Source organism: Streptomyces shenzhenensis (assembly GCF_003688995.1).
Taxonomy (GTDB): domain Bacteria; phylum Actinomycetota; class Actinomycetes; order Streptomycetales; family Streptomycetaceae; genus Streptomyces; species Streptomyces shenzhenensis_A.
Genome location: NZ_PENI01000037.1, coordinates 12,699 through 38,066 on the forward strand (window position 1 = coordinate 12,699; position 25,368 = coordinate 38,066).

Annotated in this window: 19 protein-coding genes and 6 pseudogenes; 11 read left to right on the plus strand and 14 right to left on the minus strand. The window is 72.0% G+C overall.

What is annotated here, in order from left to right; all coding sequences use genetic code 11:
• Positions 1 to 2 precede the first annotated feature (2 nt).
• Positions 3 to 719, plus strand: coding sequence for an HAD family hydrolase (locus tag CTZ28_RS38155; RefSeq protein WP_121894347.1), 717 nt, complete (start codon positions 3 to 5; stop codon positions 717 to 719).
• On the opposite strand, the gene CTZ28_RS38160 is transcribed toward CTZ28_RS38155, so the two are convergent.
• Positions 707 to 955, minus strand: coding sequence for a DUF2630 family protein (locus tag CTZ28_RS38160; protein WP_121894402.1), 249 nt, complete (start codon positions 953 to 955; stop codon positions 707 to 709). The two genes, CTZ28_RS38155 and CTZ28_RS38160, sit on opposite strands and share 13 nt — an antisense overlap.
• Positions 956 to 1,197: 242 nt before the next feature.
• Here CTZ28_RS38160 and CTZ28_RS38165 point away from each other — a divergent pair, with 242 nt between their 5' ends.
• Positions 1,198 to 1,920: a TetR/AcrR family transcriptional regulator gene (locus tag CTZ28_RS38165; protein ID WP_121894348.1), complete on the plus strand. Its 723-nt coding sequence runs from the start codon at positions 1,198 to 1,200 to the stop codon at positions 1,918 to 1,920.
• On the opposite strand, the gene CTZ28_RS38170 is transcribed toward CTZ28_RS38165, so the two are convergent.
• Positions 1,905 to 3,410, minus strand: a complete 1,506-nt coding sequence (locus tag CTZ28_RS38170; RefSeq protein ID WP_121894349.1) for an LVIVD repeat-containing protein — start codon at positions 3,408 to 3,410, stop codon at positions 1,905 to 1,907. The genes CTZ28_RS38165 and CTZ28_RS38170 overlap by 16 nt on opposite strands.
• Positions 3,411 to 3,640: 230 nt before the next feature.
• On the opposite strand from CTZ28_RS38170, the gene CTZ28_RS38175 reads away from it, so the two are divergent.
• Entirely contained in the window at positions 3,641 to 4,258 is a 618-nt protein-coding gene (locus CTZ28_RS38175) for a DUF305 domain-containing protein (RefSeq protein ID WP_121894350.1), read from the plus strand.
• Here CTZ28_RS38175 and CTZ28_RS49775 read toward each other — a convergent pair.
• The 3 genes and pseudogenes from CTZ28_RS49775 to CTZ28_RS38185 all read right to left on the minus strand — a co-directional run.
• Positions 4,143 to 4,589 (minus strand): annotated as a pseudogene (locus tag CTZ28_RS49775) (hypothetical protein); the annotation flags it as partial. The gene CTZ28_RS38175 and the pseudogene CTZ28_RS49775 overlap by 116 nt on opposite strands.
• 20 nt (positions 4,590 to 4,609) lie before the next feature.
• On the minus strand, positions 4,610 to 4,954 hold the full coding sequence (locus CTZ28_RS38180; RefSeq protein WP_121894351.1) for a hypothetical protein: 345 nt from the start codon (positions 4,952 to 4,954) through the stop codon (positions 4,610 to 4,612).
• Positions 4,955 to 5,146: 192 nt separating this feature from the next.
• The gene (locus CTZ28_RS38185; RefSeq protein WP_121894352.1) at positions 5,147 to 5,950 is read right to left on the minus strand and encodes a pectate lyase; all 804 of its coding nucleotides are present in this window, start codon (positions 5,948 to 5,950) and stop codon (positions 5,147 to 5,149) included.
• Between the two features lie 251 nt (positions 5,951 to 6,201).
• Here CTZ28_RS38185 and CTZ28_RS48970 point away from each other — a divergent pair.
• A pseudogene (locus CTZ28_RS48970) lies at positions 6,202 to 6,345 on the plus strand (precorrin-6A synthase (deacetylating)); the annotation flags it as partial.
• A gap of 57 nt (positions 6,346 to 6,402) precedes the next feature.
• Here the strand turns inward: CTZ28_RS48970 and CTZ28_RS38195 are convergent.
• Positions 6,403 to 7,482 (minus strand): annotated as a pseudogene (locus tag CTZ28_RS38195) (NADH:flavin oxidoreductase/NADH oxidase).
• A gap of 123 nt (positions 7,483 to 7,605) precedes the next feature.
• Here CTZ28_RS38195 and CTZ28_RS38200 point away from each other — a divergent pair.
• Entirely contained in the window at positions 7,606 to 7,962 is a 357-nt protein-coding gene (locus tag CTZ28_RS38200) for an ArsR/SmtB family transcription factor (protein ID WP_121894353.1), read from the plus strand.
• Here the strand turns inward: CTZ28_RS38200 and CTZ28_RS48975 are convergent.
• Positions 7,882 to 8,103: pseudogene (locus CTZ28_RS48975) on the minus strand (purine permease); the annotation flags it as partial. The gene CTZ28_RS38200 and the pseudogene CTZ28_RS48975 overlap by 81 nt on opposite strands.
• Positions 8,104 to 8,301: 198 nt before the next feature.
• Positions 8,302 to 8,520: pseudogene (locus CTZ28_RS48980) on the minus strand (transposase family protein); the annotation flags it as partial.
• Between CTZ28_RS48980 and CTZ28_RS48985 the strand changes: the two are divergent.
• Both CTZ28_RS48985 and CTZ28_RS38215 read left to right on the plus strand, forming a co-directional pair.
• The gene (locus CTZ28_RS48985; RefSeq protein WP_259472003.1) at positions 8,464 to 8,595 is read left to right on the plus strand and encodes a hypothetical protein; all 132 of its coding nucleotides are present in this window, start codon (positions 8,464 to 8,466) and stop codon (positions 8,593 to 8,595) included. The pseudogene CTZ28_RS48980 and the gene CTZ28_RS48985 sit on opposite strands and share 57 nt — an antisense overlap.
• A 372-nt stretch (positions 8,596 to 8,967) precedes the next feature.
• The gene (locus CTZ28_RS38215) at positions 8,968 to 10,497 is read left to right on the plus strand and encodes an MFS transporter (protein WP_121894354.1); all 1,530 of its coding nucleotides are present in this window, start codon (positions 8,968 to 8,970) and stop codon (positions 10,495 to 10,497) included.
• Positions 10,498 to 11,074: 577 nt separating this feature from the next.
• Here the strand turns inward: CTZ28_RS38215 and CTZ28_RS38220 are convergent.
• Positions 11,075 to 11,530 (minus strand): annotated as a pseudogene (locus CTZ28_RS38220) (solute carrier family 23 protein); the annotation flags it as partial.
• A gap of 88 nt (positions 11,531 to 11,618) precedes the next feature.
• Positions 11,619 to 12,965, minus strand: a complete 1,347-nt coding sequence (locus CTZ28_RS38225; RefSeq protein WP_121894355.1) for an FAD-dependent oxidoreductase — start codon at positions 12,963 to 12,965, stop codon at positions 11,619 to 11,621.
• Between the two features lie 197 nt (positions 12,966 to 13,162).
• On the opposite strand from CTZ28_RS38225, the gene CTZ28_RS38230 reads away from it, so the two are divergent.
• Positions 13,163 to 13,627, plus strand: a complete 465-nt coding sequence (locus CTZ28_RS38230; protein WP_121894356.1) for a DUF6214 family protein — start codon at positions 13,163 to 13,165, stop codon at positions 13,625 to 13,627.
• Positions 13,628 to 13,917: 290 nt separating this feature from the next.
• Here CTZ28_RS38230 and CTZ28_RS38235 read toward each other — a convergent pair whose 3' ends face one another.
• On the minus strand, positions 13,918 to 14,691 hold the full coding sequence (locus CTZ28_RS38235) for a PaaX domain-containing protein, C- domain protein (RefSeq protein ID WP_121894357.1): 774 nt from the start codon (positions 14,689 to 14,691) through the stop codon (positions 13,918 to 13,920).
• Between the two features lie 67 nt (positions 14,692 to 14,758).
• On the opposite strand from CTZ28_RS38235, the gene CTZ28_RS38240 reads away from it, so the two are divergent.
• Together CTZ28_RS38240 and CTZ28_RS38245 are read left to right on the plus strand one after the other, a co-directional pair.
• Positions 14,759 to 16,420 carry an acyl-CoA dehydrogenase family protein gene (locus CTZ28_RS38240; RefSeq protein WP_121894358.1) on the plus strand — a complete coding sequence of 554 codons (1,662 nt, stop codon included), beginning with the start codon at positions 14,759 to 14,761 and terminating at the stop codon, positions 16,418 to 16,420.
• Between the two features lie 400 nt (positions 16,421 to 16,820).
• Positions 16,821 to 18,818, plus strand: coding sequence for a HEAT repeat domain-containing protein (locus CTZ28_RS38245; RefSeq protein WP_121894359.1), 1,998 nt, complete (start codon positions 16,821 to 16,823; stop codon positions 18,816 to 18,818).
• An 84-nt stretch (positions 18,819 to 18,902) separates the two neighbouring features.
• Here the strand turns inward: CTZ28_RS38245 and CTZ28_RS38250 are convergent, their stop codons facing one another.
• Positions 18,903 to 19,490 carry an Rv1733c family protein gene (locus CTZ28_RS38250; RefSeq protein WP_472926678.1) on the minus strand — a complete coding sequence of 196 codons (588 nt, stop codon included), beginning with the start codon at positions 19,488 to 19,490 and terminating at the stop codon, positions 18,903 to 18,905.
• Positions 19,491 to 19,793: 303 nt separating this feature from the next.
• Between CTZ28_RS38250 and CTZ28_RS38255 the strand changes: the two genes are divergently transcribed.
• Positions 19,794 to 20,879, plus strand: a complete 1,086-nt coding sequence (locus tag CTZ28_RS38255) for a WD40/YVTN/BNR-like repeat-containing protein (protein WP_121894403.1) — start codon at positions 19,794 to 19,796, stop codon at positions 20,877 to 20,879.
• Positions 20,880 to 21,048: 169 nt separating this feature from the next.
• Here the strand turns inward: CTZ28_RS38255 and CTZ28_RS38260 are convergent, their stop codons facing one another.
• Positions 21,049 to 24,057 carry a 3-keto-alpha-glucoside-1,2-lyase-like domain-containing protein gene (locus CTZ28_RS38260; protein WP_121894361.1) on the minus strand — a complete coding sequence of 1,003 codons (3,009 nt, stop codon included), beginning with the start codon at positions 24,055 to 24,057 and terminating at the stop codon, positions 21,049 to 21,051.
• 365 nt (positions 24,058 to 24,422) lie between these two features.
• On the minus strand, positions 24,423 to 25,100 hold the full coding sequence (locus CTZ28_RS38265; RefSeq protein WP_121894362.1) for a uracil-DNA glycosylase: 678 nt from the start codon (positions 25,098 to 25,100) through the stop codon (positions 24,423 to 24,425).
• Between the last annotated feature and the right edge of the window lie 268 nt (positions 25,101 to 25,368).

Sequence of the window (25,368 nt, forward strand, 5' to 3'; positions counted from 1 at the left end):
GCATGCCTGCCGTGCTCTTCGACTTCTCCGGGACCCTCTTCCGCGTCGAGTCCACCGAGTCGTGGCTGCGGGCCGTCCTCGCCGAGGCCGCCGTGTCACTTCCCGAACCGGAACTGACCGCGACGGCGCAGGCACTGGAGACGGCAGGGGCGCTGCCGGGCGGCGCGGACCCGGCGCGGCTGCCCGAGGACCTGGCCGGGGTGTGGGCCGTCCGCGACGAGAGCGCCGAGCTGCACCGGGCGGCCTACACGGGCCTGTCCCGTCGTGTGCCGCTGCCCGACCCCGGCCTGCACGACGCGCTGTACGAGCGGCACATGTCCCCGGCCGCGTGGTCCCCGTACCCGGACACCGCCGAGGTGCTGCGCACGCTCCGGGAGCGCGGTGTCGCGGTAGGCGTGGTCAGCAACATCGGCTGGGACCTACGCCCGGTGTTCCGCGCGCACGGCCTGGACGCGTACGTGGACGCGTACGTCCTGTCGTACGAGCACGGCGTCCAGAAGCCCGATCCGCGGCTGTTCTCCGTGGCCTGCGAGGCGCTCGGCGCCGCGCCGCGGGAGGTGCTGATGGTCGGCGACAGCCGGCCGGCGGACGGTGGCGCGGCGGCGCTGGGCTGCCGGGTGCACTTCGTCGACCATCTGCCGGTCGCCGAGCGGCCGGACGCGCTGCTCCCGGTGCTCGACCTGGTGGGACAGCCCGGCCGGCCGGTTCAGCCCCGGTAGTCCTCCACCTGGGACGACGGGCGCACCCGCGCCTCGTCCGGGTTCTCGCCGAACTCGGACCTGGCCCGGCGCTGCCGCAGCAGGTCCCAGCACTGGTCGAGTTCGCGCTCCAGTTCGCCGAGCCGCCGCCGCTCCGTGGTGCCGTCGGTCTCGCCCGCCGCGAGCGATTCCCGCAGCGTGCGCTCGTCCTCGACCATCTCGGTGATCCTGGCCAGGATCTGCCGGTCCTGTTCCATCTCCACCCGCCTCCTCGGCTCGTCACCCGTGCCCACTGTAGGTACGGGTGGGCCGGTGTGCGACAGAAGTGCGGTGGACCGCGTGGGCACCCGCCGGAGGCACCGGACGGCGTCCGCCGCCCGCCGAGGCGATCCCCCGCGTCGCCCCGGCCGGACGGCAGCCCTGGACAGATCCGCGCATCGGCCGGACCTGCTGCGCTGAGTATAGTTGGCTGGCAACCAGTCAACGCAGGAGTTACAGCATGTCCCCGCGCAGCGCCTCGGTCAATGAAGAGTTGCGACGGCGTTCGCGCGAGCGGCTTCTACAAGCCGCGGTCGAGGTCGTGGGCGAGCACGGATTCGAGGCCACGACCCTGGGCGCCATCGCGGACCGGGCGGGCTCGGCCCGCGGACTGGTGTCGTACTACTTCCCCGGCAAGCGCCAGCTCGTGCAGTCCGCCGTGCACCGGCTGATGCACCGCACGCTGGAGGAGGCGCTGGAGCGCGAGCCGCACACCGAGGACGGCCGGGAGCGGCTGGCGCGGGCCATCGACGCGATCCTGGGTCTGGCGCGCGACCGGCCCGTCCTGATGCGCCAGCACATGGCCGGGCTGCTGCAGGCCGAGGGTTTCGTGCAGTGCCCCGAGCAGCGGCGCCTGTCCGAGCTGCTGAGCGACACGGTGACCCGGTACGGCGCGCAGGACGTCAGCGCCGACTACCCCATGCTGCGCGCGCTGCTCATGGGCGCGGTGTACGCGGCGCTGGTGCCGGGGGTGCCGATGCCGGTGCCGGTGCTGCGGGCCGAGCTGTTCGCGCGCTACCGGCTCGACTGGGAGATGGGTGTCCCGCCGGACACCGCGGCGGCGGCCGGCGGGACGTGTGCCTCGGATCTGTCGCGGTTCTTCGCGACCGGCGAGAAACCGGCAGACCGGTCCGGCGACTCGGGCCGGTCCGGTCCACCGGATCCGGCTCATCGGCCGAAGTAGTCCGGCTGCGTCTGGACGTTGAGCTCGTCCACGCGGATCCGGGCCGCCGGGTCCGTGCGCCGGTCGCTGAGCTTCAGGACGTCGAAGCCCTTGGCGATGTCGTTCGAGTAGATGTAGCCGTTGTAGTAGTACGCCGACCATGAGCCGCCGACCACAAGCCCGTCGGTGGCGAGCGGGCCGCGCTCGAAGTAGCCGATCTCCTTCGGCTTCGACGAGTCGGTGAAGTCCCAGACGGAGACGCCGCCCTGGTACCAGGCCTGGACCATGATGTCCTTGCCCTTGACCGGGATCAGCGAGCCGTTGTGGGCGACGCAGTTCTCGGTGTCCGCCTGGTGGCGCGGGATCTTGTAGTAGCTGCGGAAGACCAGCTTGCGGTGGTCGCCCCTGCCCACGATGTCGTAGATGCCGTCCGCACCGCGGTTCGGGCCGATGGCCGCGTTGCAGGTGGCCGCGCCGCCACCGCCCAGTTCGTCGGTGAACACCACCTTGTCGGCCTTCTGGTTGAAGGTCGCCGAGTGCCAGAACGCGAAGTTCACGTTGTCCTGGACCTGGTCGATGACCTTCGGGTGCTCCGGGTCCTTGATCGACAGCAGGATGCCGTCGCCCATGCAGGCGCCGGCCGCCAGGTCCTGCGAGGGCAGGACCGTGATGTCGTGGCAGCCGGTGGTCTTGGAGACGCCCGGGTTGGTGGGCCCGCCCGGGTTGCCGCCGCCGTCGGGGCCGTCACCGGGGAAGAGCACCGGGAAGCCGACGACCGCCGCCTTCTCCGGGTGGCTGCGCGGCACCTTGATGACGGAGATGCCGTCGTGCGGCGGCTGGCAGTCGGGGTAGGTGGCGCTCGGCGAGTACGAGGAGACGTAGATGTAGACGTTCTTGCGCTCGGGCACCAGCGAGTGGGTGTGCGAGCCGCAGGCGGTCTCGACGGCGGCGACGTACTTCGGGTTCTTCTTGTCGCTGATGTCGAAGACCTTCATGCCCTCCCAGGAGGACTTCTCGGTCGCGGGCTGGGTGGTGCTGTTGCAACTGCTGTCGCTGCGCGAGGAGTCGGTGGACAGGAAGAGCAGGTTGCCGGAGACCGAGATGTCGTTCTGCGAGCCCGGGCACAGCACCTGGGCGACCGTCTTCGGCGCCTTCGGGTTGCTGATGTCGAAGATCCGGAAGCCGTCGTAGTTGCCGGCGAAGGCGTACCTGCCCTGGAAGGCGAGGTCCGAGTTCGTCCCCGGGAGCGCGTCCTTGGGGATGTTGGTCAGGTGCTTGATGTTGGCTGAGTGGACGACCTCGTCCTGGCCGGGTATCTCACCGCTCGCGATGGCGTCCCGCACCTCGGCCCTGGCGCTCGCGGACACGTCGTCCCGCGCGGCCGTGCCGTCCCCCGGGTCGGGGGTCGCGACGGCCGGATGGGCCGTCAGAAGTGCCGCGAGCAGCCCCACGGCCGCAGCGGCAACACCCAAGTGTCTGCGCCGCGTTCGGGCATCGTTCAACAGGATCACTGTTTCCTCCCTGGTTCCGTTCGCGTCGGAACGGGTCACGCACCCACGAAGTATCGTCTTCATCATGCACATATCAACAGAGGGCAACGAACTCGTAATGAAGGTTTTTGATCAGTCACCCGCGGAAGCGTGCTAGGACGTTCATCGGCACTCACGAGGTGTCGGCCAGCAGTCACCCACCACGCCTGCCACAGGAGGTCGTCGTGACCCACCGCCGAGCGTCCCTCGCCATGGCCGCGCTTGTCGCGCTCGCCGTGCTCGGGCTCACCGGCTGCGACTCCGGTTCGGACACCAAGTCGCCCGCGGCGGGCGGGCCTTCGGTGATCGTGCCGGGCGAGCCGGGCGAGCAGAACCGCACCCTGTCCGCCGCGGAGGCCGCCGAGCAACGCGCCGAGGACGACTCCCCCAACTCCGCGGACGTCGCCTACGCGCGGATGATGATCCAGCACCACTCCCAGGCCCTGGAGATGACCGGACTCGCCCCGGACCACGCCGAGTCGTCGAAGCTCAAGCGGCTGGCCGAGCGGATCGCCGCGGCCCAGGGCCCGGAGATCGCCGCCATGCGGGACTGGCTGACCTCGTACGGCAAGGACGAGCGGCCCGAGGGGCACGACCACGCCACGATGCCCGGGATGGCGACCGAGGCACAGCTGAAGAAGCTGGGCACGGCGCGGGGCAAGGCGTTCGACGAGCTGTTCCTGACGCTGATGATCACCCATCACGAGGGCGCGATCACCATGGCCACCGACGTGAAGGGGCAGGGCAACAACATCCGGATCGAGGAGATGGCCGACGACGTGGTCGCCCAACAGACCAGCGAGATCGCACGGATGCGGAACATGCACTGACGGCCCGCACCGCGCCTGGGGGTGCGACAGCGCGCGACGCCTGACGGCGCGGGCACGGCGGGCCCGCGGCGCGCGGCTGGTCCCGCCGACCGTGGCCGCGCACCCGCAACTCGGCCGCAGTCAACGGCGATCCGTACCCACGACCCACCGACGGCGCGGGCCCGCACGCCATGCGACGCACAGTCGGCCCCGCCCGCGCACCCGCAACCGAGCCGCAGTCAACGCCGCGCGCGACGTGGGCGACGCACAGTGGATCCCACCCGCCGCGCGCCTGCGCGATCAGTACGAGCGACTTGCGCCGCCCGCACCCGGTCGCGGACATCACTGCGAGGACGGGCCGGGCCGGGCCGGCTACTTCCCGATGCTGATCCTGTCGCTGTCGAGAAGCGCCGTGTGCGTCGCCGCCGTGATGATCAGCAGAACCATCAGGAACCCCGCGAACGGCGCCCCCGCGTCGTCCTCCTTCGGACTGATGGCGAGCGCCACCAGGAAGACCGCGATCTCGCCCGCGATGTACGTGCCGGCCAGCCACGGCTTGATGACGCCCTTGACCGCCGCGACGACGAACGGCACCGCGGAAGCGAGCCCGAGAGTGACGACCGGGACGCAGATCCACAGGACCTTCGCGGTCGTCGACGCGAACATGCGCGGCCGGGCGGGGGTGATCGGGGCGTTGAAGTACGGGTTGGTGGCCATGGCTTCCCTCGGCATTCGGGTGAGCGGTGTGTGGGAAGTGTGGTGGCTTCGGCGGCGGCGCGCAGTGGTTTCGGTGGGATTGCCCCCTACGAGTGAGACGAGGCGGACCGGAGACTCGTGAGGGCCGCCACCCGTGGTGACGGCCCTCCTCGCTGTCTCACCGGCCGGCAGCCCGGCGCCTCTGCGCTGCCGTCACCTGTAGGTGATGTCGGACGACGCGTACTTGCAGTACGTGCCGTCGGCGCCGGAGCCGTTCGTGGACGGCTCGGCACCCGTGTTGTTCCCGATGTACTTCTGGCACGGGACGATCTTCTTGCTGGAGTCTCCGACGATGGTGATCCTCTTCAGGGTCGCGCTGTCGCCGTAGTTGGTGTTGATGCCGACGAGCCGGCTCCCCTTGTAGGTGGCCTCGATGGCGTCGATGTTGATCGTCCGCTTGTACTGCGTCCGGCAGTTGCCGCAGGAGCGCACGAAGGTGCCGAAGGTCTGCACCGCGAAGCCCGAGACGTTCAGCGTGCCGGCGCCGTTGAACTGGAACACCTTGTCGCTGGCCTCCTTCGCGCCGCCGCCGGAGACCGTGTACACGTTGGACGACGAGGAGCCGAGGAACGTGGCCGCGTCCTCGCCGACGTCCTCCCACCAGACGTTCTGCAGCGTGCAGCTGCCCAGGCAGTGGATGCCGTCCGCGGCGGGGGCGCCGATGACGACGTTCTTCAGGACGGTGCCGGGGGCCAGTTCCAGGATCGGGTCCTGGTCCTCGTTCTGGCCGCCGGTGCCCAGGTCGCCGCTGCCGTACAGGCGCAGCATCCCGTAGTCCTTGGTGCCGGAGACCGAGATGGTGGCGGAGACCGCCTGGCTGCCGCTGGGCGTCGGCCAGGTGGCCGCGCTCGCCGCCGCGCCGTCGGTCATGATCATGCCAAGCGAGAGCCCGAGGGCGGCGAGACCACCCGTCAGGGCGCGCCCGGTGGCCGCGCGTGACCTTGCTCGTGAGGTCATGTCCCGTATGCCTTCTTCCGTGTGGGGGAGCGGTGAGCGTTCCGCGTATGTGAACGTCGTGCGCCATGTGGAACGCTCTTTGCGGGCAGCTGACCGTATGGGCCCAATGCCGGTCTGCCCGGTCACACTGCTGAACGGAACGTAGGATGCAAGCGCTTTCTAGTCAACGCCTCGCGTGGAATCCTTCAGGCCATGTCGGCGGTCGCACGGGAGCACTTTGATGCATGGCGCAGATGTGGGCCGAGCCGCGGGGAGCGTGTCTCGGCACCCCGGACGGGATCCTGGACTCCGGTCCGATCGCGGAGGCCGGGCCGCGCGTCGAGCGGCTGCTCGCGGAGGCCCGTGCCCGCAAGGACTGGATCATGGACACGTATCTGCTGCGCCTCGGCCCGCGGGGATACGGAACCCTGGCCGAGGCGGGGCTGTTCGGGCGGTCCGGCGCCCCGCCGGGATCAGACGGAGCGGTGGTACTGGTCCGGCACCCGCACCGTGTCGCCCAGTTCCCGCGCGGCGTGCCGCGCCCAGGAGGGGTTGCGCAGCAGTTCGCGGCCCAGCAGCACCGCGTCCGCCTCGTCGTTGGCCACGATCTTCGTCGCCTGCTCGGCGCCGGTGATCAGGCCGACCGCGGCCGTCCGCAGCGGCGTCTCGGCCTTCACGCGCGCCGCGAAGGGCACCTGGTAGCCGGGGCCGGTGGGGATGCGGACCCCGGACGCGTTGCCGCCGGTGGACACGTCGAGCAGGTCGACGCCGTGGGCGTGCAGTTCGCCGGCGAAGCGGACCGTGTCGTCCGCGGTCCAGCCGGCGTCCTCCAGCCAGTCCGTCGCGGAGATGCGGAAGAACAGCGGCTTGTCGTCGGGCCACACCGCGCGCACGGCGTCGACGACTTCGAGGGCGAAGCGGATCCGGTTCTCGTACGAGCCGCCGTACGCGTCGGTGCGGTGATTCGAGTGCGGCGACAGGAACTCGTTGATCAGATAGCCGTGGGCGCCGTGGATCTCCGCGACCTCGAAGCCCGCGGCGAGCGCGCGCCGGGCCGCCGCCACGAACTGGTCCACGATCTAGGTGATCTGATCGACCGTCAGCTCATCGGGAACCGGGTGGCCGTCGGCGAAGGCGACCGGGCTCGGGCCGAGCGGCTGCCAGCCGTGCGCATCGGGCCCGACCGGCGCGCCGCCCTTCCACGGCCGGTCCGTCGAGGCCTTCCGGCCGCTGTGTGCGAGCTGGATCCCGGGCACCGTGCCCTGGCCGGCGAGGAAACGGGTGATCCGGCGGAACGCCGCCACCTGGGTGTCGTTCCAGATGCCGAGGTCGTACGGCGAGATCCGGCCCTCGGGCGAGACCGCGGTGGCCTCGGTGAGGATGAGGCCGGTGCCGCCGGTCGCCCGCGCCGCGTAGTGCGCGAAGTGCCAGTCCTGCGGCGCGCCCTGCGCGGGGCCCTCCGGCTCGGCCGAGTACTGGCACATCGGCGCCATCCAGACCCGGTTGGGGATGGTCGTTTCGCGCAGGGTGATGGGCTCGAAGAGCGCACTCACGGCTGACTCCAATCGTCGTCACGAGGCCGGTCGTCGACTCATACGATAGACATCGTAGTACGGGAGATCTCAAACTACGACGCGTCTCGTATTATGGGGGCACCAGGACGAAGGTGAGCCGCCGTGACCAGTACCGCCGTGACCAGCCGCGAGCTTCCGCACCCCGCGCGCGACGAGATCCGCCTGGAGGGCGTGCTGCACGCGCTCTCGGATCCGCTGCGGCTCCAGATCGTGCGCGAGCTCGCCGCCGACGGCGGCGAGCTGTCCTGCTCGCGTTTCGACCTGCCGGTCACCAAGTCGACCACCACGCACCACTTCCGGGTGCTGCGCGAGTGCGGGGTGATCCGGCAGGCCTACCGGGGCACGGCCAAGATGAACGGCCTGCGCGAGGGCGACCTGGACGATCTCTTCCCGGGACTGCTGGACAGCCTGCTCGCCGCGGCCGCCCGGCAGGCCGCCCGGATCGCCGCCGACGGCTGAACCGGCCTTCGCGGGAAGGTGGTTGAACAGCAGGTTGAGCACGATCGCGGTCAGACAGCCCGCGCTGATGCCGCTGTTCATCACGGTCTGGAACCAGTCGGGGAACTTCTCGTAGACGGTCGGCACCCCGACCGGCAGCACGGTGTGGTCGAGGGCGGCGAGCAGGTGGATCTTGCGGCCCTTCGCCTTGGCCGAGCCACGTGGGCTCTTGCCGTCCACGGCCAGGCCGCGCAGCGCAGGAGTCCCGGGTTGCCTGGGGCGGCGGTCGGTGAGCCGGCGGCCCACAGCACGATCCAGCGCGTCGCTGTCGACGCGGGCCAGGAGGCGGCGTACTGCCGATTCCGAGGGAGTCAGCCTCTCGGGCAGGAGCGGATCCGGACAGGCACCGAGGTGTTCCGGCAAGTGCTCCGGGGCATCCGCGATCCACTCGCCGACCGCAAGGAGTGACGTGGCTCCGGCCGGCACGGCGCACGCTGCGAGCGCGAGTACGACGGCGAGAGCGTGACGTATTCCGCGTGGATCACGGGGATCTGGAATCTCCGCCAGGCGCTCCAGCAGGCCGGGGATCTCCTCGGGCTCGGCATCGGGGAGCTCACGGAGCTGGTCAAGGGCAGGCGGGAGCAGTGCTGCTGAGCCGGTAGAACGTCACGAAGCGGACGCCACGCGACTACGCCGAAACCTTGAGGCCGCCCGGCTCGATACCCGCGAGCCTGCGTGAGTTGTTTGCTTTTTCTCGAAAAGTGTGGGCAATTTTCGGGCGTCCCGAATTCCCCTTGTCACGGTCAAGGAGAGTTTGGCAAGGGCGATATCGGTAACACTGGAAAGGGAGTTGCAGCGTCACAAGTGGCAGCGAATCGCTGCTATGGTGAGCACTCGTCCCGAGGCCGAGCGATGTGCCGTGTCGGCACCCCGACCTCGGATTGCACAGCGAGTGTTCCGCTTCTCACCAGATTCCGTTCACTCTCACCTTTCCCTGTTCGCAGCGCTCCCTGGAGTTCTTGAACCATGTCTGCTGAGAGCGTGGCCACCGCCACCTCCACGGCACCGGAGCATTCCGGTGCCGCCCGCAGAGACCGGCATCACGGTCTCGCTCTATTCGTCATCGCGGCGGCCCAGTTGATGGTCATCCTCGATGCCACCATCACGAATATCGCGCTGCCCGCCATCCAGACCGACCTCGGCGTCACCGACGCGAACCTGGCGTGGATCGTCAACTCGTACGCGCTGTCCTTCGGCGGTCTGCTGCTCCTCGGCGGAAAGGCCGGCGACCTGTTCGGCCGCCGCCGGACGTTTCAGGTGGGCATCACCGTCTTCACCCTGGCGTCCCTGCTCGGTGGACTGGCCCCGAACGAGGGTCTGTTGATCGGCGGGCGCATCCTCCAGGGCGTCGGCGCGGCACTCTCCGCGCCCAGCGCGCTGGCGCTGATCACCACGACGTTTCCGGCGGGGAAGCCCCGGAACCAGGCCATGGGCGTGTACGCCGCGATGGGCGGTCTCGGTGCCACGGTCGGCCTGCTGCTCGGTGGCCTGCTCACCGATGTGCTGGACTGGCGTTGGGTGTTCTTCGTCAACATCCCCATCGGCCTCGCCGTCCTCGCCGGCACCCGCAGCCTCGTCGAGGCGGAGCGCCACCATGGCCGCCTGGACGTCCCCGGTGCCGTCACCGGGACCGGTGGTCTGATCTCCCTCGTCTACGGCATCACGCGCGGCGGCGAGCACGGCTGGACCAACGGCCTTACGCTGGGCTGCTTCGCGGTCGCGGCTGTGCTGTTGGTGGCGTTCCTGTTCCTGCAGGCCCGTACGCCGGACCCGATGATGCCGTTGCGCCTGTTCAAGGACCGTAATCGGTGGGGTAGTTACGCCACCATGCTGTTCATCGGCTCCGGCATGTTCGCCTTCTTCTACTTCCTGACCCTCTATATGCAGCTGATCCTCGGCTACAGCCCCGTCAAGACCGGCTTCGCCTATCTGCCGTTCAGTTTTGGTATGGCCGCGGCGGCGGGCATCAGTTCCAAACTCGTCGCCCACATCGCTCCCCGGCTCATCGCCGCACCGGGCCTGCTGGTCGCGGCAGTCGGCATGTTCTGGTTCGCCACTCTGGAGCCGGACTCCTCCTACGCCGGGCATCTCATTCCGGCGATGTTCGTCACCGCTCTCGGTCTGGGCATGAGTTTCGTCCCGATGACGCTCGGAGCGGTGAGCGGTGTCGCCCACCAGGACACCGGTATCGCCTCGGCCCTGCTCAACACCGCCCAGCAGATCGGCGGCGCCCTGGGCCTCGCCGTCCTGTCGACGATCTCGAACTCGGCGGCCGACGACAAGCTGCCCCAGGCAGCCGGCGCCCTCTATCGGGGCCTGGCCACCAAGGACCTGGGCCTCGTGTCGAAGGCGGGTGACGCCCTGACGCACGGCTACACCATGGCCTTCGCCGCCGCCGGGGCCGTGTTCGTGGCCGGTGCCGCCGTGACCGCGTTCGCCATCAACGCGGGCAGGCAGCAGCACACCGAAGGCGCCGCCCCGGTCCACATGGGCTGAGCACACACATCCAGGCACCACCACGTCGAACCGGCGCGAAGATCGTGCCCGCGGTGCCCCGCACCCCTGTGCGGCGGGGCACCGCATGCGCGTACGATCGCCGCACCGCTGGAGCCTCACAAGGGCGCAAACAGCGTCAACCGGGAGCGCTTTGAGATCAGACAGGAGCGACTCGACTCAAACGGGCAGAGATATGGAGTCTCCTGTCGCACAGGCCGCATGGTCACTCTCACCTCAGCAGTCACAGACCCGTTCGCGGGTCCGGCCGTGCGGATGCGGAACGATGTAAAGGCGGAGTTGGGCAGGTGCGGGGAAACCGGACCTCCGCAGACGCCCGTAATCTTCCCAGCCGCCACGGTTCTCGGGGATCAGGCGGGCGGCGTGGCCACCATTCCTGGCAGGCGGGTTGATCGCATTCTCAGGCAAGTGGTACTCAAGCCCCCGACTACGCGGCATTGCATCACGCAGACGCCGTAGGCGCCCTTGGCGGTACGACACGGCCCTGACGCTCGACAAGCGGGCGGCCCCGGCCCCTCGTTACGACCTTGCCACCGACAACTCAGACGTCGATCGTGTCCACCGCGAGGACGAAGGCCGCCAGTGCCAGGTTCTTCGGCGCCCCGAAGTCCTGCGCGCCGGCCCCGCCCGCGGCCCAGTTGCCCGCGACCGGCAGCAGGGACACCCCGGTGATCAGGATGACCGTTCCCGTGACCAGCGGCGGGAAGAAGCGCAGCAGCCTGCCGAAGACCGGCGCGAGCAGCATGATCGCGAGCCCCGCGATGATCACGGAACCGTAGACGGCGGGCAGTCCGCCGCCGGTCGCGCCGATCAGCACCATCGGTGACACGGCCGCGAACGTGCAGCCCTGCATGATCGGCAGCCGCACGCCGAACCGCCAGAGGCCGACGCACTGGATGAGCGTCGCGACACCGCACACCAGCAGGTCGGCGGTGATCAGATACGCCATGTCCGCGGCCGACAGCTTCATGGCGTCGCCCACGATCAGCGGGACCGCGACGGCGCCCGCGTACATCGCGAGCCGTACGAGACCGTAAGGGGCGTGAACATTTTGTTGATTTCCGGCCCGTTGCCGCTGTGTGTTCTGCCCGCCCGCGGCCGGTCTACGAACCCGCCGTGCGCGCCGCCGCCAGCAGTGAGCGCCAGTCGGCCAGCTTGACCACGTGCCGGCCGAGCCGCGCCCCCAGCTCCGCCTCGGCCCGCTCGATCGCCTGCCAGCCCGCCCACTCGACCGGCTCGATCCCCTCGGCCCGCAGCGCCTGCGCGGGATCCCGCGGCAGCTCCCGGCGCAGCAGCGTCGGCGCGTCGGCGAGCAGCGCGGCGACCGTCTCCTTGGCGCACGGCCGGTTGGTGCCGATGACCCCGGTCGGGCCGCGCTTGATCCACCCGGCCACGTACTCCCCCGGCCGCGCCACGCCGTCGCGCAGCACGCGGCCCCGCTCGTTCGGCACCGTGCCGCCGGCCGGGTCGAACGGCAGCCCCGCCAGCGGCACCCCGCGATAGCCCACCGACCGCAGCACCAACTGCGCCTCGACGGTCTCGAACCGGCCGGTTCCCGTCACCCCGCCACGGCCGTCCGGCGCCGTCCGTTCGAAGCGGACCGCGGCCACCCGCCCGCCGTCGCCCAGCAGTTCCACGGGGCGCAGGAAGAAACGCAGCCCGATCCGGCGCGCCGCGTTCCCGGGCTCGCGCGCCGCCCAGCCGCGCAGCACCTCCAGGTTGCGGCGCTGCGGCGCGGGCAGCCCGGACGGGTCGGTGTACGCCGGATCCATCGCCAGCTCGGCGGGGTCCACGCCGACGTCGGTGCCGGGCAGCCCGCCCAGTTCGCGCAGCTCCTTCGTGGTGAAACGGGCCTGCGAGGGGCCGCGCCGGCCCACCATCAGGACCTCGGACACCCGGCTCGCCGTCAACGTGGTCAGCGCGTCCTGCGGCATGTCGGTCGGGCTCAGCTCCGCCGCGCCACGCGCCAGCATCCGCGTGACGTCCACCGCGACGTTGCCCACGCCGATGACCACGGCCGACCGGGCGTCGCGCAGGAAGCCGGCGTCGGCGGCGTCCGGATGCGCGCTGTACCAGGCGACGAACTCGGTCGCCGACCAGCTGCCGGGCAGGCCCTCGCCCGGAATGCCGAGGTGCCGGTCGGTGGCGGCCCCCACGCAGTACACGACCGCGTGGTACAGCTCGCGCAGCCGCGCCACGTCCGGCCCGGCGGGGCCGCCGACCAGGACACCGCCCAGGAACCGCACCCGGTCGTCCTCCAGGACCGCCCGCAGGTTCCCCTGCAGGGACTTGATCTTCTCGTGGTCCGGGGCCACTCCGTAGCGCACCAGGCCGTACGGGCACGGCAACCGGTCCAGGACGTCCACGAGCACGTCGGGATCCTGCTGGACCAGGCTCTGGGCGGTGTAGCACCCGCTCGGCCCGGAACCGACGACGGCGACACGCAGCACGGTGGACTCCTAACCCCGGAAGGTGCGGGGGCGCTGGTGGCTCCAGCATCGCACCGCCGGGGGCACGCTGACAGGGTCCGGCGGGGTGACCGGTGTGCGTGTCTGTTGCCGCAGGTATGTGATCATGCGGTTACGTTGCGTGTGTGCTAGAAGCATCCTTTCTTAATCTTTCTGATCGCTGTCCGACGGACGGCACCGTGTCCGTGGGGCCCGCCTGGGAGGTGCGGGAGGACTCGGGCGCCGCGTCGTGGGTCACCGTCCGGCTGTCGTTCGCCGACGGTGCCCGGATCGACGTGCTCGCCGTGGTCTGCGCGGGATGCGTCTTCTTCGAGGAGGTCCGGGCCCGGCCCGCGCTGTCCCCTGACGACCTGACGGTGCTGGCCGACTGGATCGAGGAACCGCTGCTGGAGGCGTGCGGCCTCGGCGCGGGACCGGGCGCCGAGGGCGGGGCGACGGGGGCGCGGCGGGCCCGCCCGGTCTGGCCGTACGGCGCCGAGGGGCGCCGGCAGATCGCGCACGCGTACCGGGCCGCCCAGGAGGAGGGCGCGGACCCGGTCCTCGCAGTGATGTCCGCGACCGGGTACGGGCGGCGCAAGTCGCTCGTACTGATCGCGCAGGCGCGGGACGCGGGCCTGCTGCCCCCACGCCACGCGCGCCGCTGACCGCGTCCGAGCTGCGGGTGCGGATCGCCTCTGACCGTGGCCGAGTTGCGGGTTCGCGGCCGTGGCGTGTGAGGCCGGCTGTGCGTCGCCTGCCGCGCGGACCCCGGTCTTCGTGATGATGTCCGCGACCGGCGCGGCGCAAGTCGCTTGTGCTGAACGGGCAGGCGCGGGACGCGGGTCTGTTGCCTCCACGCCGCGCGCGGCGGGTGGGATCCACTGTGCGTCGCCCGCGCCGCGCGCCCGCGCCGTCGGTGGGTCGTCGGTGCGGGCCCGCGTACCGAAGCCACCGGTCACCTGGCCGGACCGGGCGGCCGGCCGGACCGGCCGCGCACCGTGCCGGTCAGTTCGCGCAGGTAGTCCGTGTACGCGGCGCGCAGCGCGGTGGCCGGCCAGTCGGCGGGTGCCAGGGCGGGCGGCAGCACGGGGTCGGTGAGGAGGTGGCGTACGACCGCGGCATAGCCGGTGAGGCGGTCGGCGGGCCGGTCCGCCCGGGCCGCGTGGGCGAGCAGGGCCCGGCCGGTGGCGGCCCAGGCGTCGAGCGGCCACAGGAGGGCGACCAGGTCGCGGGCGGGACGCTCCGGGCGCACGGTGTAGCGCTGGGCCACCCGCTCCAGGTCGTCCGGCAGCGGGCGGTCGAGGTTGGCGGGCCGCAGCCACACGCCCTCGCGGAGTTCCCCCAGCCGCAGATCGGCCAGCCGGGCCCGCAGATCGGCGCGTTCGGCGGGGCCGCGGCCGGTCGCCGTGATCACCACCATCTCCCAGTCACCGTCCCACGCGCGCGTGCCCGGATGCAGCGCGTCGTCCTGACGGCGCTGGCGGGCCAGCAGCCGGTCGCTGAGCCCGTAGACGGCGTCCGTGCGCCGCAGGTCGCCGGCGGCCACCATCCGGCTGAGCGCCGCCCGCAGGGTGGAGCCGCCGATCCCGAAGGGCTCCACCAGTCGCACCAGGTCCTTCACCGGAAGCCGCGGCGGATGGGCTCCGAGCAGCAGGCTCAGCACCACCGACCGCGCGGACAGCGACCGCAGGACCACCTCGCCGGGCTGCACCGGCATGTTCATCCGCATGGGCACGTACTGTACGGGCTTCTGTTGCATCATTGCCACGACCGCAGGGTGAGTGCAACATGGTGGTATGGCCTCGACACCCGCTCCCCCGCAGCCGCGGCACGCCACACACGACGTCACCAACCAGCCCCCTCCCCTGGCCCCGTACGACGCCGCCGAGGACCCGGCCCTGCTGGAGGGCCTGCGCAGGGAGGACGCGGGCTGGGCCGAGGAGGAGGTCCGGCGGCTCGGCCGGCGGGCCGGCGGCGCCGAGGCACAGGAGTGGGGCGAGCTGGCCAACCGGCACGAGCCCGAGCTGCGCACCCACGACCGGTACGGCAACCGGATCGACGAGGTCGAGTTCCACCCCGCCTGGCACCATCTGATGCGGGTCGCGGTCGGCGCGGGCCTCGCGGGCGCGCCCTGGGCCGACGCCCGGCCGGGCGCCCATGTCGCCCGTACCGCGGGCGGGTTGGTGTGGGGGCACACGGATGCCGGCCATGGCTGTCCGACGTCGATGACGTACGCGGCCGTCCCCGCGCTGCGCGCCCAGCCGGACCTCGCCGAGATCTACGAACCGCTGCTGACCGGCCGGGAGTACGACCCGGTGCTGCGCGTCCCCACCGAGAAGCCCGCGCTGCTGGCCGGGATGGGCATGACCGAGAAGCAGGGCGGCTCAGACGTCCGGACCAACACCACCGCGGCCACCCCCACCGCCGAGCCCGGCGTGTACACGCTGCGCGGGCACAAGTGGTTCACGTCGGCGCCGATGTGCGATCTCTTCCTGGTGCTGGCCCAGGCCGCGGGCGGCCTGTCCTGCTTCCTGGTACCGCGCGTGCTGCCGGACGGCAGCCGCAACACGTTCCGGATCCAGCGGCTGAAGGACAAGCTGGGCAACCGCTCCAACGCCTCCTCGGAGCCGGAGTTCGAGGAGACCGTGGCCTGGCTGGTCGGCCCGGAGGGGCGGGGCGTCAAGACGATCATCGAGATGGTCAACTGCACGCGCCTGGACTGCGTGATGTCGTCGGCCACCCTGATGCGCAAGACCCTCGTCGAGGCGGGGCACCATGTGCGCCATCGCAGCGCGTTCGGCGCACGGCTGCTCGACCAGCCGCTGATGCGCAACGTCCTCGCCGATCTCGCGCTGGAGTCGGAGGCCGCCACGGCGCTCACGCTGCGGCTGGCCGGTGCGGCGGACCGCGCGGTGCGCGGCGACGCCGGGGAGCGGGCGTTCCGGCGGATCGCGACCGCCGTCGGCAAGTACTGGGTCACCAAGCGGGGTCCGGCCTTCACGGCGGAGGCCCTGGAGTGCCTGGGCGGCAACGGCTATGTGGAGGAGTCGGGCATGCCGCGGCACTACCGGGAGGCGCCGCTGCTGTCGATCTGGGAGGGCTCGGGCAACGTCAACGCGCTCGACGTGCTGCGGGCGCTCGGCCGGGAGCCCGGCGCGGCGGACGCCCTGTTCGCCGAACTCGCCGTGGCGCGCGGGGCGGACGCCCGGCTGGACGCGGCCGTGGCCCGGCTCGGGGATCGATGGGCCGGGACCGGCCAGGTGGGCGCGCGCCGGCTGGTCGAGGCGATGGCCCTGGCGCTCCAGGCCTCCCTGCTGGTCCGGTACGCCCCGGCCGCGGTCGCCGACGCGTTCTGCGCGTCCCGGCTGGGCGGGGACTGGGGGCACGCGTTCGGCACGCTGCCCGCCGGGTCCGGACTGGACGCGATCCTGGAGCGCGCGCTGCCCGGCGGGGCATGACCGCCGGGCGGGTCCGGGCCGTCCGGGGACGGGAGCGCGTGACCGGCGCGCCCGTGGGACCGGCGGGCGCGTGGCGCCGGCGGGCGCGTGGCGCCGGCGGGCGCGTGGCGCCGGCGGGCGCGTGGCGCCGGTGCGTGCGGGTGACCGGTACGCGTGCGTGGCCCGGGGCTGCAGGAGCGGCGACGATGCAGCCGACGACGGGTGACCGGTGCGCGCGTGCGGCCCGGGGGCGGGTGCGGCGCCCGGCATGTGGCGCCGGTGCCCGTGCGTGGCCGATAACGGATGTGCGTGGCCGGTGACCGTCGACAGATCGCACACAGTCGGCGGCCGATTCCGCTTCGCTGTCAGTGGCGTGGTGCACACTCGCAAACAGGTGGGTATTCGCTCGGGGGAGGACAACGTGTTCACGGGGATCGACGAGATCGACTGGGCCGCGCTGCGGCATGCGTACGGCAGCGCGGCCGACGTGCCCGGATGGCTGAGAGGACTCGCGTCCCCCGACCCCGCCGAGCGGGAACGCGCACTGGACGGCATGTACGGCGCGGTGCATCACCAGGGCGATGTCTACGACTCGACGCTCGCCTCCATTCCGTTCCTGTTCGCGCTGGTGGCCCACGAGGAGGTGCCGGACCGGGGCGGCCTGGTCGAGCTGCTGACCAGCATCGGCGGGGTCAACGGCGGCGATGCGGGTGCGGACGCGTCCGCGGTGGTGCGCTCGGGCGCCGAGGCGTTCGTCGCGCTGGCCGGGGACCCGGATGCCGGGGTGCGGGCCGCCGCGGCCGGTGCGCTCGTCCGGTTCTCCGGGGAACCCGCGCGCGTGCTCGGTCTGTTGCGGCAGCGGATGGCCGTGGAGCGCGACGACGGGGTCCTGCTCGCCCTGATCGAGGCCCTCGGGCTGTTCGTCCGCCGGCACCGCGGGCAGCGGGGTGCGGCGCTCGGCCTGCTGGCCGCGCACAGCACGCCGCCCCACGGCCCCGGACTGCGCCTGGCCTCGCTCGGCCAGCTCGCGCTCGGCGCGCCCGACCGGCTTCCGGCCGATCTGGTCCCCACGGCGGTGGGGCTGCTGCGGGACCGGTCACGGCAGCGCTCCGGCACGCCCGGACCGGACCGCCCGGACACCGACACGCTCGTCGGCCGGTTGCGGCGGCTGCGCCCGTCCGACGAGGAGGGCTCGCACCTGCTGCGCACCCTCCACGCCGGGCTCGACGACCGGGTGGCCGACCGGACCGCGCTGCTCGCCGGGCAGTTGGCCAGCCCGGACCCGGTCGACCGGTGCAACGCCGTGTGGATGACGGCGGGACTGCTGCGTGAGTGGCGCGGCGACCACAGCCGGACCGTCGCCCTCGTCGGCGGCCAACTCGCCTCGGACGAAGGCCGGTTACGGGACGCCGCAGTCTGGGTCCTGACCGATCTGTTCGCACTGGCCGCGCCCGCCGCGGACGCCCTCGACGCACTGCTGGCCGCGCGGCCCGGACTGCGGCTGCACCGCTGGGAGGGTGCGGCACCGGCGCTCGGCGGTCCGCTCAAGGCCCTGGCCAGAAGCGGGGATCCGCGTGCGGTGCCGGTCCTGGCGGAGGTGCTGGCCGGACCGGACGTCCCCGACGATCTGGGACATGTCATCGTCCACCTGGGCCGGGCCGCGGCACCGCTCGCGCCCGCGCTCCGCCGCGGCCTGCGGTCGGTCGAGCCCGCCTCGCCCGATGCCGTCGACCGCGCCGCGCCGTTGCTGGCGGCACTGGGCGCGCTGGGCGACACGGAGTCCCTGCCCGAGGTGCTGCGCCTGCTGCGCGGCACGGCGGACGGCCCCGGACGTCAGGGGGCCGTCGTCGGGCACGCGTTGCGGGCCCTGGCCGCCTTCGGGCCCGCGGCGCGGGAGGCGGCGCCGGCCGTGCGGGATCTGCTGGGCACCCGGCACGCGCCCGCGGCGGCGGCCGCGCTGTGGTCGCTGGAGGGCGACGCCTCAGCCGTGCTTCCCGCGCTGCTCGGGGAGTTGGCCGGGGACGGACCGCGGCGCCGGCAGGCCGCCGACGGCCTGGCCAGGCTCGGCCCCGCCGCCCGTCCCGCCCTGCCGGGACTGCACCGGCTGACCGAGTCGGACCAGGTGTGGGAGCGGATGTCGGCCGCGTGCGCGCTGTGGCGGATCGACGGCGCCCCGGAACCGGTGGTGCCCGTCCTGCGGGCCGCCTGGGCGCAGCACCCGCACACCCGCGGCACGATCGCCGGCTGTGTGCGCGACCTGGGACCGGCGGGCGCGCCCCTGTGGGACCTGCTGGAGGCGGAACTCGCCGCGCCGCGCCGCCACACGGCGCGCAAGGGCGGATACGGCAGCCACGACATCCTGAAGGACGAGGCGCTGGTGCGGACGTGCAGGGAGGTGGTGGCGGAGCAGGAGGGATAGGCGGTCCGCCCGGGGCGGCGCCCGTCCCGGCACCCGAGCTGCCGCCGCCTTTCTCCCCCGGTCCCCCGGCGCGGGCCGCCCGGCTCAGCCCGCCGTCCGTCTCCACTGCGGGCCGAGCCGTGCCCACTCCGCGTCCCACTGCCGCATGCGGTACCGCTCCAGCCGGCCGTGCAGGGCGAGGCCCATGAGGCAGGGGACGCCGCCCGCGGCCACCCCGGCCAGGCCGCCGACGAGGCCGGCGCCGAGCCGGGCCTGGGCCGGGGAGGCCGGCCTGGTCACCAGGCGGCCCTGCGGGTCGGTCCAGACCGTGACGGGCGTGCCGGCCGGGGCGCCGGCCGCGACCCAGGCCTGTCCGGTGTGCGTGGATCCGTCCGGCGCGGTCCAGCGCACCGTCGCCCACCCGCGGTCGCCGGCCGACGTGCCGGAGGCCGAGGACCGCGGTCCCGGGACCTGCCCGGTGACCCGTGCCACGGCCGGACGCCGTTCGGCGCGCTCCCGGGCCAGGGCGTGCCCGACGGTCCCGGCCGCCGCGCATCCGGCGACCACCCCGGCCAGTACCGTGCCCAGGCAGGCGCCGAGCATCACCCAGGCCTCCACCGTGTCTGCACGGCGTTTGAGCGGGTTGCGCCGCCAGCGCCACAGCCACACCCTCGGACCACGGAACGCCTGCAACGGCATCCTCCTCACGCGCACGAACAGGCCGGACCGCCCTCCCGTCGCCGAGGGACCGGGCCGCCCTCCCATACGCAGGACGTCGCTTCCTCGCTCAGGGCCCGCGCCCGCCGCGCCGGCCGCCCGGCGTCCTTCGCCCCGGCGGCGCGTGGCCGAAATCCGCCCCCTGGCATGCCCCTGATCACCCGATGGCACCGTTCTGACCAGCGATGATGTCGAGCCGGGTACGACTGTCAGTGCCGGGGTGCACACTGGCCGGTGTCTGAGGACCAGCTGTGCGACGACACCCCGGAGGTGATCGGCATGACCGAGGTACTGCTCGCCGTGGGCACCCGCAAGGGCCTGTTCATCGGCCGACGGCGGGAGGACGCCTGGGAGTTCGACGAGAGTCCCTGTTTCAACGCGCAGGCGATCTACTCGGTCGCCATCGACACCCGCGGCGACCGCCCGCGCCTGCTCGTCGGCGGCGACAGCTCCCACTGGGGCCCGTCCGTGTTCCACTCCGACGACCTGGGCCGGACCTGGACCGAGCCCGCCAGCCCCGCCGTGAAGTTCCCCAAGGACACCGGGGCTTCGCTGGAGCGGGTGTGGCAGCTGCACCCGGCGGCCGCCGAACCGGACGTGGTGTACGCGGGCACGGAACCGGCGGCGCTGTACCGCTCCGAGGACCGCGGGGAGAGTTTCGCACTCGTCCGCCCGCTGTGGGAGCACCCCACACGGGACCGGTGGGTGCCGGGGGGCGGCGGGGAGGGACTGCACACCGTCGTCACCGACCAGCGCGATCCGAAGGCGGTGACCGTGGCGGTCTCCACGGCAGGCGTGTTCCGCACCACGGACGGCGGCGCGAGCTGGGCCCCGTCCAACTCCGGTGTGTCCGCGGTGTTCCTGCCGGAACCGGACCCGGAGTTCGGCCAGTGCGTCCACAAGATCGCACAGGACGCGGGCAGTCCTGACCGGCTGTATCTGCAGAACCACTGGGGGGTGTACCGCAGCGACGACGCCGGCGCGCACTGGACGGACATCGGCGAGGGGCTGCCGTCCACCTTCGGCTTCGCGGCGGCGGCCCACCCGCACCGGGGCGGCACCGCGTACGTCTTCCCGATCAACGCCGACGCCGACCGGGTCCCCGCCGACCGCCGCTGCCGGGTCTTCCGCACGGCGGACGCGGGCAAGAGCTGGGAGCCGTTGACGGCCGGTCTGCCGCCGGAGGACCACTACGGGACGGTGCTGCGGGACGCGCTGTGCACCGACGGCGGCGACCCGGCGGGCGTGTACTTCGGCAATCGCAACGGCGAGGTGTTCGCGTCGGCGGACGACGGCGACAGCTGGCGTCAGCTGGCGTCCCATCTGCCGGACGTGCTGTGCGTACGGGCCGCGGTTCTCGGCTGAGGCCGGGGCCCGGGAGGAAGGGGGCTTGCGCGAGCCGCCGGTCCGGTCGGCCTCGGTCGTCCTTGGGCCTCCCGGCGGGGCGCCGCCCGAACCGCACAGAACGGGAAGAGGGCGCGCCCACGGCCTCGTGGGCGCGCCCCGCCGCTGTGCGACTGCGGTGCGGAATGCGTCAGCTCAGCGGTTCCACCCGGAGGTTGCGGAACCGCACGGTGTTCCCGTGGTCCTGCAGCCGGATCGCCCCGGCCGACGGCCCCTCCGGCGCACCGCCGCCGGTCGGCCCGTCGATCGCGACGTCGTCGTGGACCTTCTTGCCGTTCCACACGACCGTCACCCGCGCGTCGGCGGTCTTACGGCCGCTGTCGTCGAACCGTGCCGCGCGGAACGTGATGTCGTACGTCTGCCAGGTCTCCGGCGCCGTCGCCGCGTTCACGTCGGGGGCCTTCTTCAGGTAGATCGCCCCGGCTTCGTTGGTGTCGAGCGTGGTGTCACCGTACGAGTCGAGGATCTGCAGCTCGTAGCGGTCCTGAAGGTAGACGCCGCTGTTGCCGCGGTTCTGGCCGGTGACGTCGTCCGGCAGCAGTGGAACCCGGAACTCCACGTGCAGCTTGAAGTCCTGGTAGGCCTCCTTGGTGCGGATGTCGCCGCAGCACGCCTCCATCGACTGTTCGGCGGCGAGCGGCCACGCCACGCGCCGCCCGTCCGGATGCTGCCACTGCGCCTGGGAGGCGGTGGTGCCGTCGAAGAGGGTGACCGTGGCGCCGTGCGGACGCACGGTGATCAGGTCGAGGTTGACATGACCGGTGTCACCGGCGTCGAAGCGGTACGCGAGGGTGTTGTGGCCCGCGCGCAGGCTGACGCGTTCGGTCCGGGTCGACCAGGCGTCCCACGTGCCCGTGGACGGGAGCATCGTCTGGCGTAGCTTCTCCCCATTGGCGTACAGGGAGAGGGACTTGGTGCCCTGGAATGGGTTGGGGCCGTTCGAGTAGCGCAGGTTCACGTCGTACTCGCCGGCCTTGGGGACCGTCACGTCGAACGTCGTGGCCACCTTGCCCTCGGTGGCGTAGCGGTCGACGAAGCCGCTGCCCGAGTACCCGGTGTGGTCGGTGTTGATGCCGGCCGTGCCGGTCAGACGCGCCTCCTCGGCCTCGTACAGCGTGGCGGGCGGCGGCTGCTTGCCCGGCAGCGCGTTGAGCGTGTACCAGGCTTCCGTGCTCCACAGCGTCTCGCCGGACGCAGAGGCGAAGGGGCGCGGCGAGCGCACGTGCACGACACGGCCGGGCTTGAGCCCGTCGAGGCGCAGCCGGACCGTGCGCCCGTCGTCGGCGAGCGTCGCCGAGCGGACGGTGAGCGACTCCTCGGCGATCTTCGGCCCGCCGTAGTTCGATGTCGGGGTGTAGCGCCACTGCTCGGCCTGGTAGCGGGAGGCCAGCTTCTCGGCGGTGGCCTCGGACACCGGCTGGGTGTACTCCAGGTCGAAGCCGCCGGGCACGGCCCGCATCTCCTTGATGTCGAAGGCGTTACCGCCGTTCGGCGTCAGTTTCTGCAGGCCGAACTTGAGCTTGCCTTCCTGACCCCAGTTGCCGTCGGCGCCCAGGCCGCCCGCGTAGATCGCGCCGTCGGGGCCCAGGGAGATCCGGTTGACGCCGGCTTCGAGCCCCTGCGTGTAGCGGAACACGGCTCCCTGGTACTGGCCCTTCACCTTCTCCAGATAGCCGCGCTGGAGCCCGCCGTAGGTGACGTCACCGAAGAGCATCTGCCCGGCGAACCGGCCCTTGGTCAAGTACAGCGGAGTGCTGGGGGAGTTGGCGATCTCGTTCTGCGGCAGCCACAGCACCGGCTGGGTGACGGGACGGTCGTCGAACGGGCCCGACGGCTCGGTGAAGTGGTTGAAGAAGCGGTCCTGCTTGATCTGGACGAGCTTGCTGGCCGGCAGCCAGCCCCCCTGGTTGTCGGTGGTGAAGATGTCGCCGCCCGGACCCCAGCCGATCCCGTTGGGCGTGCGCAGACCGCCCGCGATCGGATGGATCTTCCCCGTCTTCTTGCTGACCCGGTACGTGGTGCCGCGGCCCGGGGCCGGCTGCGGGGTGGTGGTCGCCCCGCCGTAGTTGATGGCGACGGACAGGTTCACGTAGAAGTAGCCGTCGCGGTAGAGCAGCCCGAAGGCGAACTCGTGGAAGTTCCCGCCGTAGGGCCAGGTGGCGACGGTGCGGTACTCGTCGGTGACGGAGTCGTTGTCGGTGTCGACGAGCCGGGTCAGCTCGTGCTTCTGCGACACGTAGAGGGAGCCGTCGACGTACTTGATGCCCATCGGCTCGCGCAGCCCGCTCGCGACCTTCTTGACGGTCACCTTGTCGCGGCTGGTGTTCCCGGTGACATGGTCGAGGAGGTACACCTCGCCCGCCGTGTTCTGCGACCCGCCCCACGTGCTGAGGGCGAGCCGGCCGTCGGGCAGCCAGTCCATGCCGGTGACCTGCGGCTCGAACCCGTCCGGGCGCAGGTCGGTGAGGGTGAGGTCGGGGCGCACGTCGGTGAGCGGCAGTCCGTCACCGGGGCTGTCCCCGCCGGCCTCGCACTCCTTGCGGCCCGGCGCCGTGACCCGTACGACCCCGGCGTCGGTGGTCAGCGACTCGCGCGGCACCACGGTGAAGCCGGTGGCGCCCGGCGGCTGCCAGGCGAGCGTGAGCTGCTGCTCGCCGGTGCGCTCGAAGTAGTCGATGCGGAACGGGTGGGAGCCCGCGGTGAGTTCGACGGCCCCGTCCTTGGGCTCGGCGGCGTGCAGCCCGTCGTGGTCGATGACCTCACGGTCGTCGATGGTGAGCCGTGACCCGTCGTCGCTGGTGAGACGGAAGGAGTACGTCCCGTTGGCGGGGATGACGAGGTAACCGGAGGCCTGCGCCGAGAAGTTGTCGGCGAATCCGCCGAAGTCGTCGGTCGAGGACCAGTCCACGGTCGGCATCAGCTTGTCGTGGTTGGGTGTCTGGCCCGGCTTGAGCGTGCACAGCTTGCTGAGCGGAACCTGGGTGTCGAAGACGCGCAGGGTGACACCGGGTTCCTGGGGCGGGATGTCGGCGGGTGCGGCGGCGGACGGGGGCGCGGCCGCTATCCCGCCCGCGAGGAAGCCGCCGACGAGCAGTGCGGTGAGCTGTCTTCGGGCGCGGCGGAACGGATGTGGATGCATCGGTCCTCCAGGACGGGACCGGAGGCCGCCGGATCGCACTCCGGTCGAGCTATACGGAAACGCGGGTGCTGATGCCGAAGAGTCGGTACGCCTACGGGTGCGCCGTCACGCTAGGGGACTTCTGCCGAGTACGTCCATACTTTGTCATCAGTGAGTTCAAAGTCCGGCCGCCGCAGCCCAGTTGGATGCCCTCGGGATTCGGTCGCAGGGGGTGCGGCCAACGCGGACACGCCGCCTCGTGCTCGGCTCGTCGAACGAGTCTCGGCACGGGGCGGCGTGCAACGCGGCATGAGCACGAAAGGCCGTGGAAGACATATCACCGCGGGTCGGCGCCCAAAAGACGCGGACGCGACGGGGGGCGTGGCCTACGGCAGGCGCCAGTCCACCGGCTGGGCGCCCTGGCCGGTCAGCAGGTCGTTGGCCCGGCTGAACGGACGGGAGCCGAAAAAGCCACGGTCGGCCGACATCGGAGACGGGTGCGCGGACTCGATCGCCGGCAGGTTCCCCAGCAGCGGCCGCAGATTACGCGCGTCACGGCCCCACAGGATCGACACCAGCGGCTTGCCGCGCCCGGCCAACGCGCGGATCGCCTGCTCGGTGACCTCCTCCCAGCCCTTGCCGCGATGCGCACCGGGCTTGCGCGGGGCCGTCGTGAGCGCCCTGTTGAGCAGCAGTACGCCCTGCTGGGTCCACGGCGTCAGATCACCGTTCGACGGCCTGGGCAGCCCGAGGTCGGAGTGCATCTCCCGGAAGATGTTCTCCAGGCTGCCCGGCAAAGAACGCACCTCCGGCGAGACCGCGAAACTCAGCCCGATCGCCATCCCCGGCGTGGGATAAGGGTCCTGACCGACGATCAGGACGCGGACGTCGTCGAAGGGCTGCTGGAAAGCCCGCAGGACATTCGCCCCGGACGGCAGATACGTCCGGCCCGCCGCTATCTCGGCCCGCAGGAAGTCCCCCATCGCGGCGATCCGTTCGGCCACCGGCTCGAGAGCCTTCGCCCAGCCTGCTTCCACAAGTTCATGCAAAGGTCGTGCTGCCACGGCGCGTCACTCTACTCGCACCCGCCGGTGCCGAGCACACGCGGGGAAGCCCCTGCACACGGGCCGTCCCGCAGGCGCTACTCTCCTCCTCGTCGAGGTCTCCGAGCCGGTCGAGCAGATCACGTCACGCGACCGGTCGCCTGGAAGGAGCGGAGCTTGTTCCACCCAGTGCTCAAGCCACTCCGCCATGGTCATCATCCTCGGCCCGCCCTTCGTCCCCGATACTCAGCTCCCGGAATTCCCGCCTGTTCCCGCCCGTCCAGCCGGG

Bases quoted from the DNA above. Each gene is read 5' to 3' on its own strand.
- CTZ28_RS38240 (WP_121894358.1), top strand. From the start codon at position 14,759: ATGGCCTCGACACCCGCTCCCCCGCAGCCGCGGCACGCCACACACGAC.
- CTZ28_RS38235 (WP_121894357.1), bottom strand. From the start codon at position 14,691: ATGCGGATGAACATGCCGGTGCAGCCCGGCGAGGTGGTCCTGCGGTCG.
- CTZ28_RS38155 (WP_121894347.1), top strand. From the start codon at position 3: ATGCCTGCCGTGCTCTTCGACTTCTCCGGGACCCTCTTCCGCGTCGAG.
- CTZ28_RS38175 (WP_121894350.1), top strand. From the start codon at position 3,641: ATGGCCGCGCTTGTCGCGCTCGCCGTGCTCGGGCTCACCGGCTGCGAC.
- CTZ28_RS38215 (WP_121894354.1), top strand. From the start codon at position 8,968: ATGTCTGCTGAGAGCGTGGCCACCGCCACCTCCACGGCACCGGAGCAT.
- CTZ28_RS38255 (WP_121894403.1), top strand. From the start codon at position 19,794: ATGACCGAGGTACTGCTCGCCGTGGGCACCCGCAAGGGCCTGTTCATC.
- CTZ28_RS38160 (WP_121894402.1), bottom strand. From the start codon at position 955: ATGGAACAGGACCGGCAGATCCTGGCCAGGATCACCGAGATGGTCGAG.
- CTZ28_RS38185 (WP_121894352.1), bottom strand. From the start codon at position 5,950: ATGACCTCACGAGCAAGGTCACGCGCGGCCACCGGGCGCGCCCTGACG.
- CTZ28_RS38260 (WP_121894361.1), bottom strand. From the start codon at position 24,057: ATGCATCCACATCCGTTCCGCCGCGCCCGAAGACAGCTCACCGCACTG.
- CTZ28_RS38165 (WP_121894348.1), top strand. From the start codon at position 1,198: ATGTCCCCGCGCAGCGCCTCGGTCAATGAAGAGTTGCGACGGCGTTCG.
- CTZ28_RS38180 (WP_121894351.1), bottom strand. From the start codon at position 4,954: ATGGCCACCAACCCGTACTTCAACGCCCCGATCACCCCCGCCCGGCCG.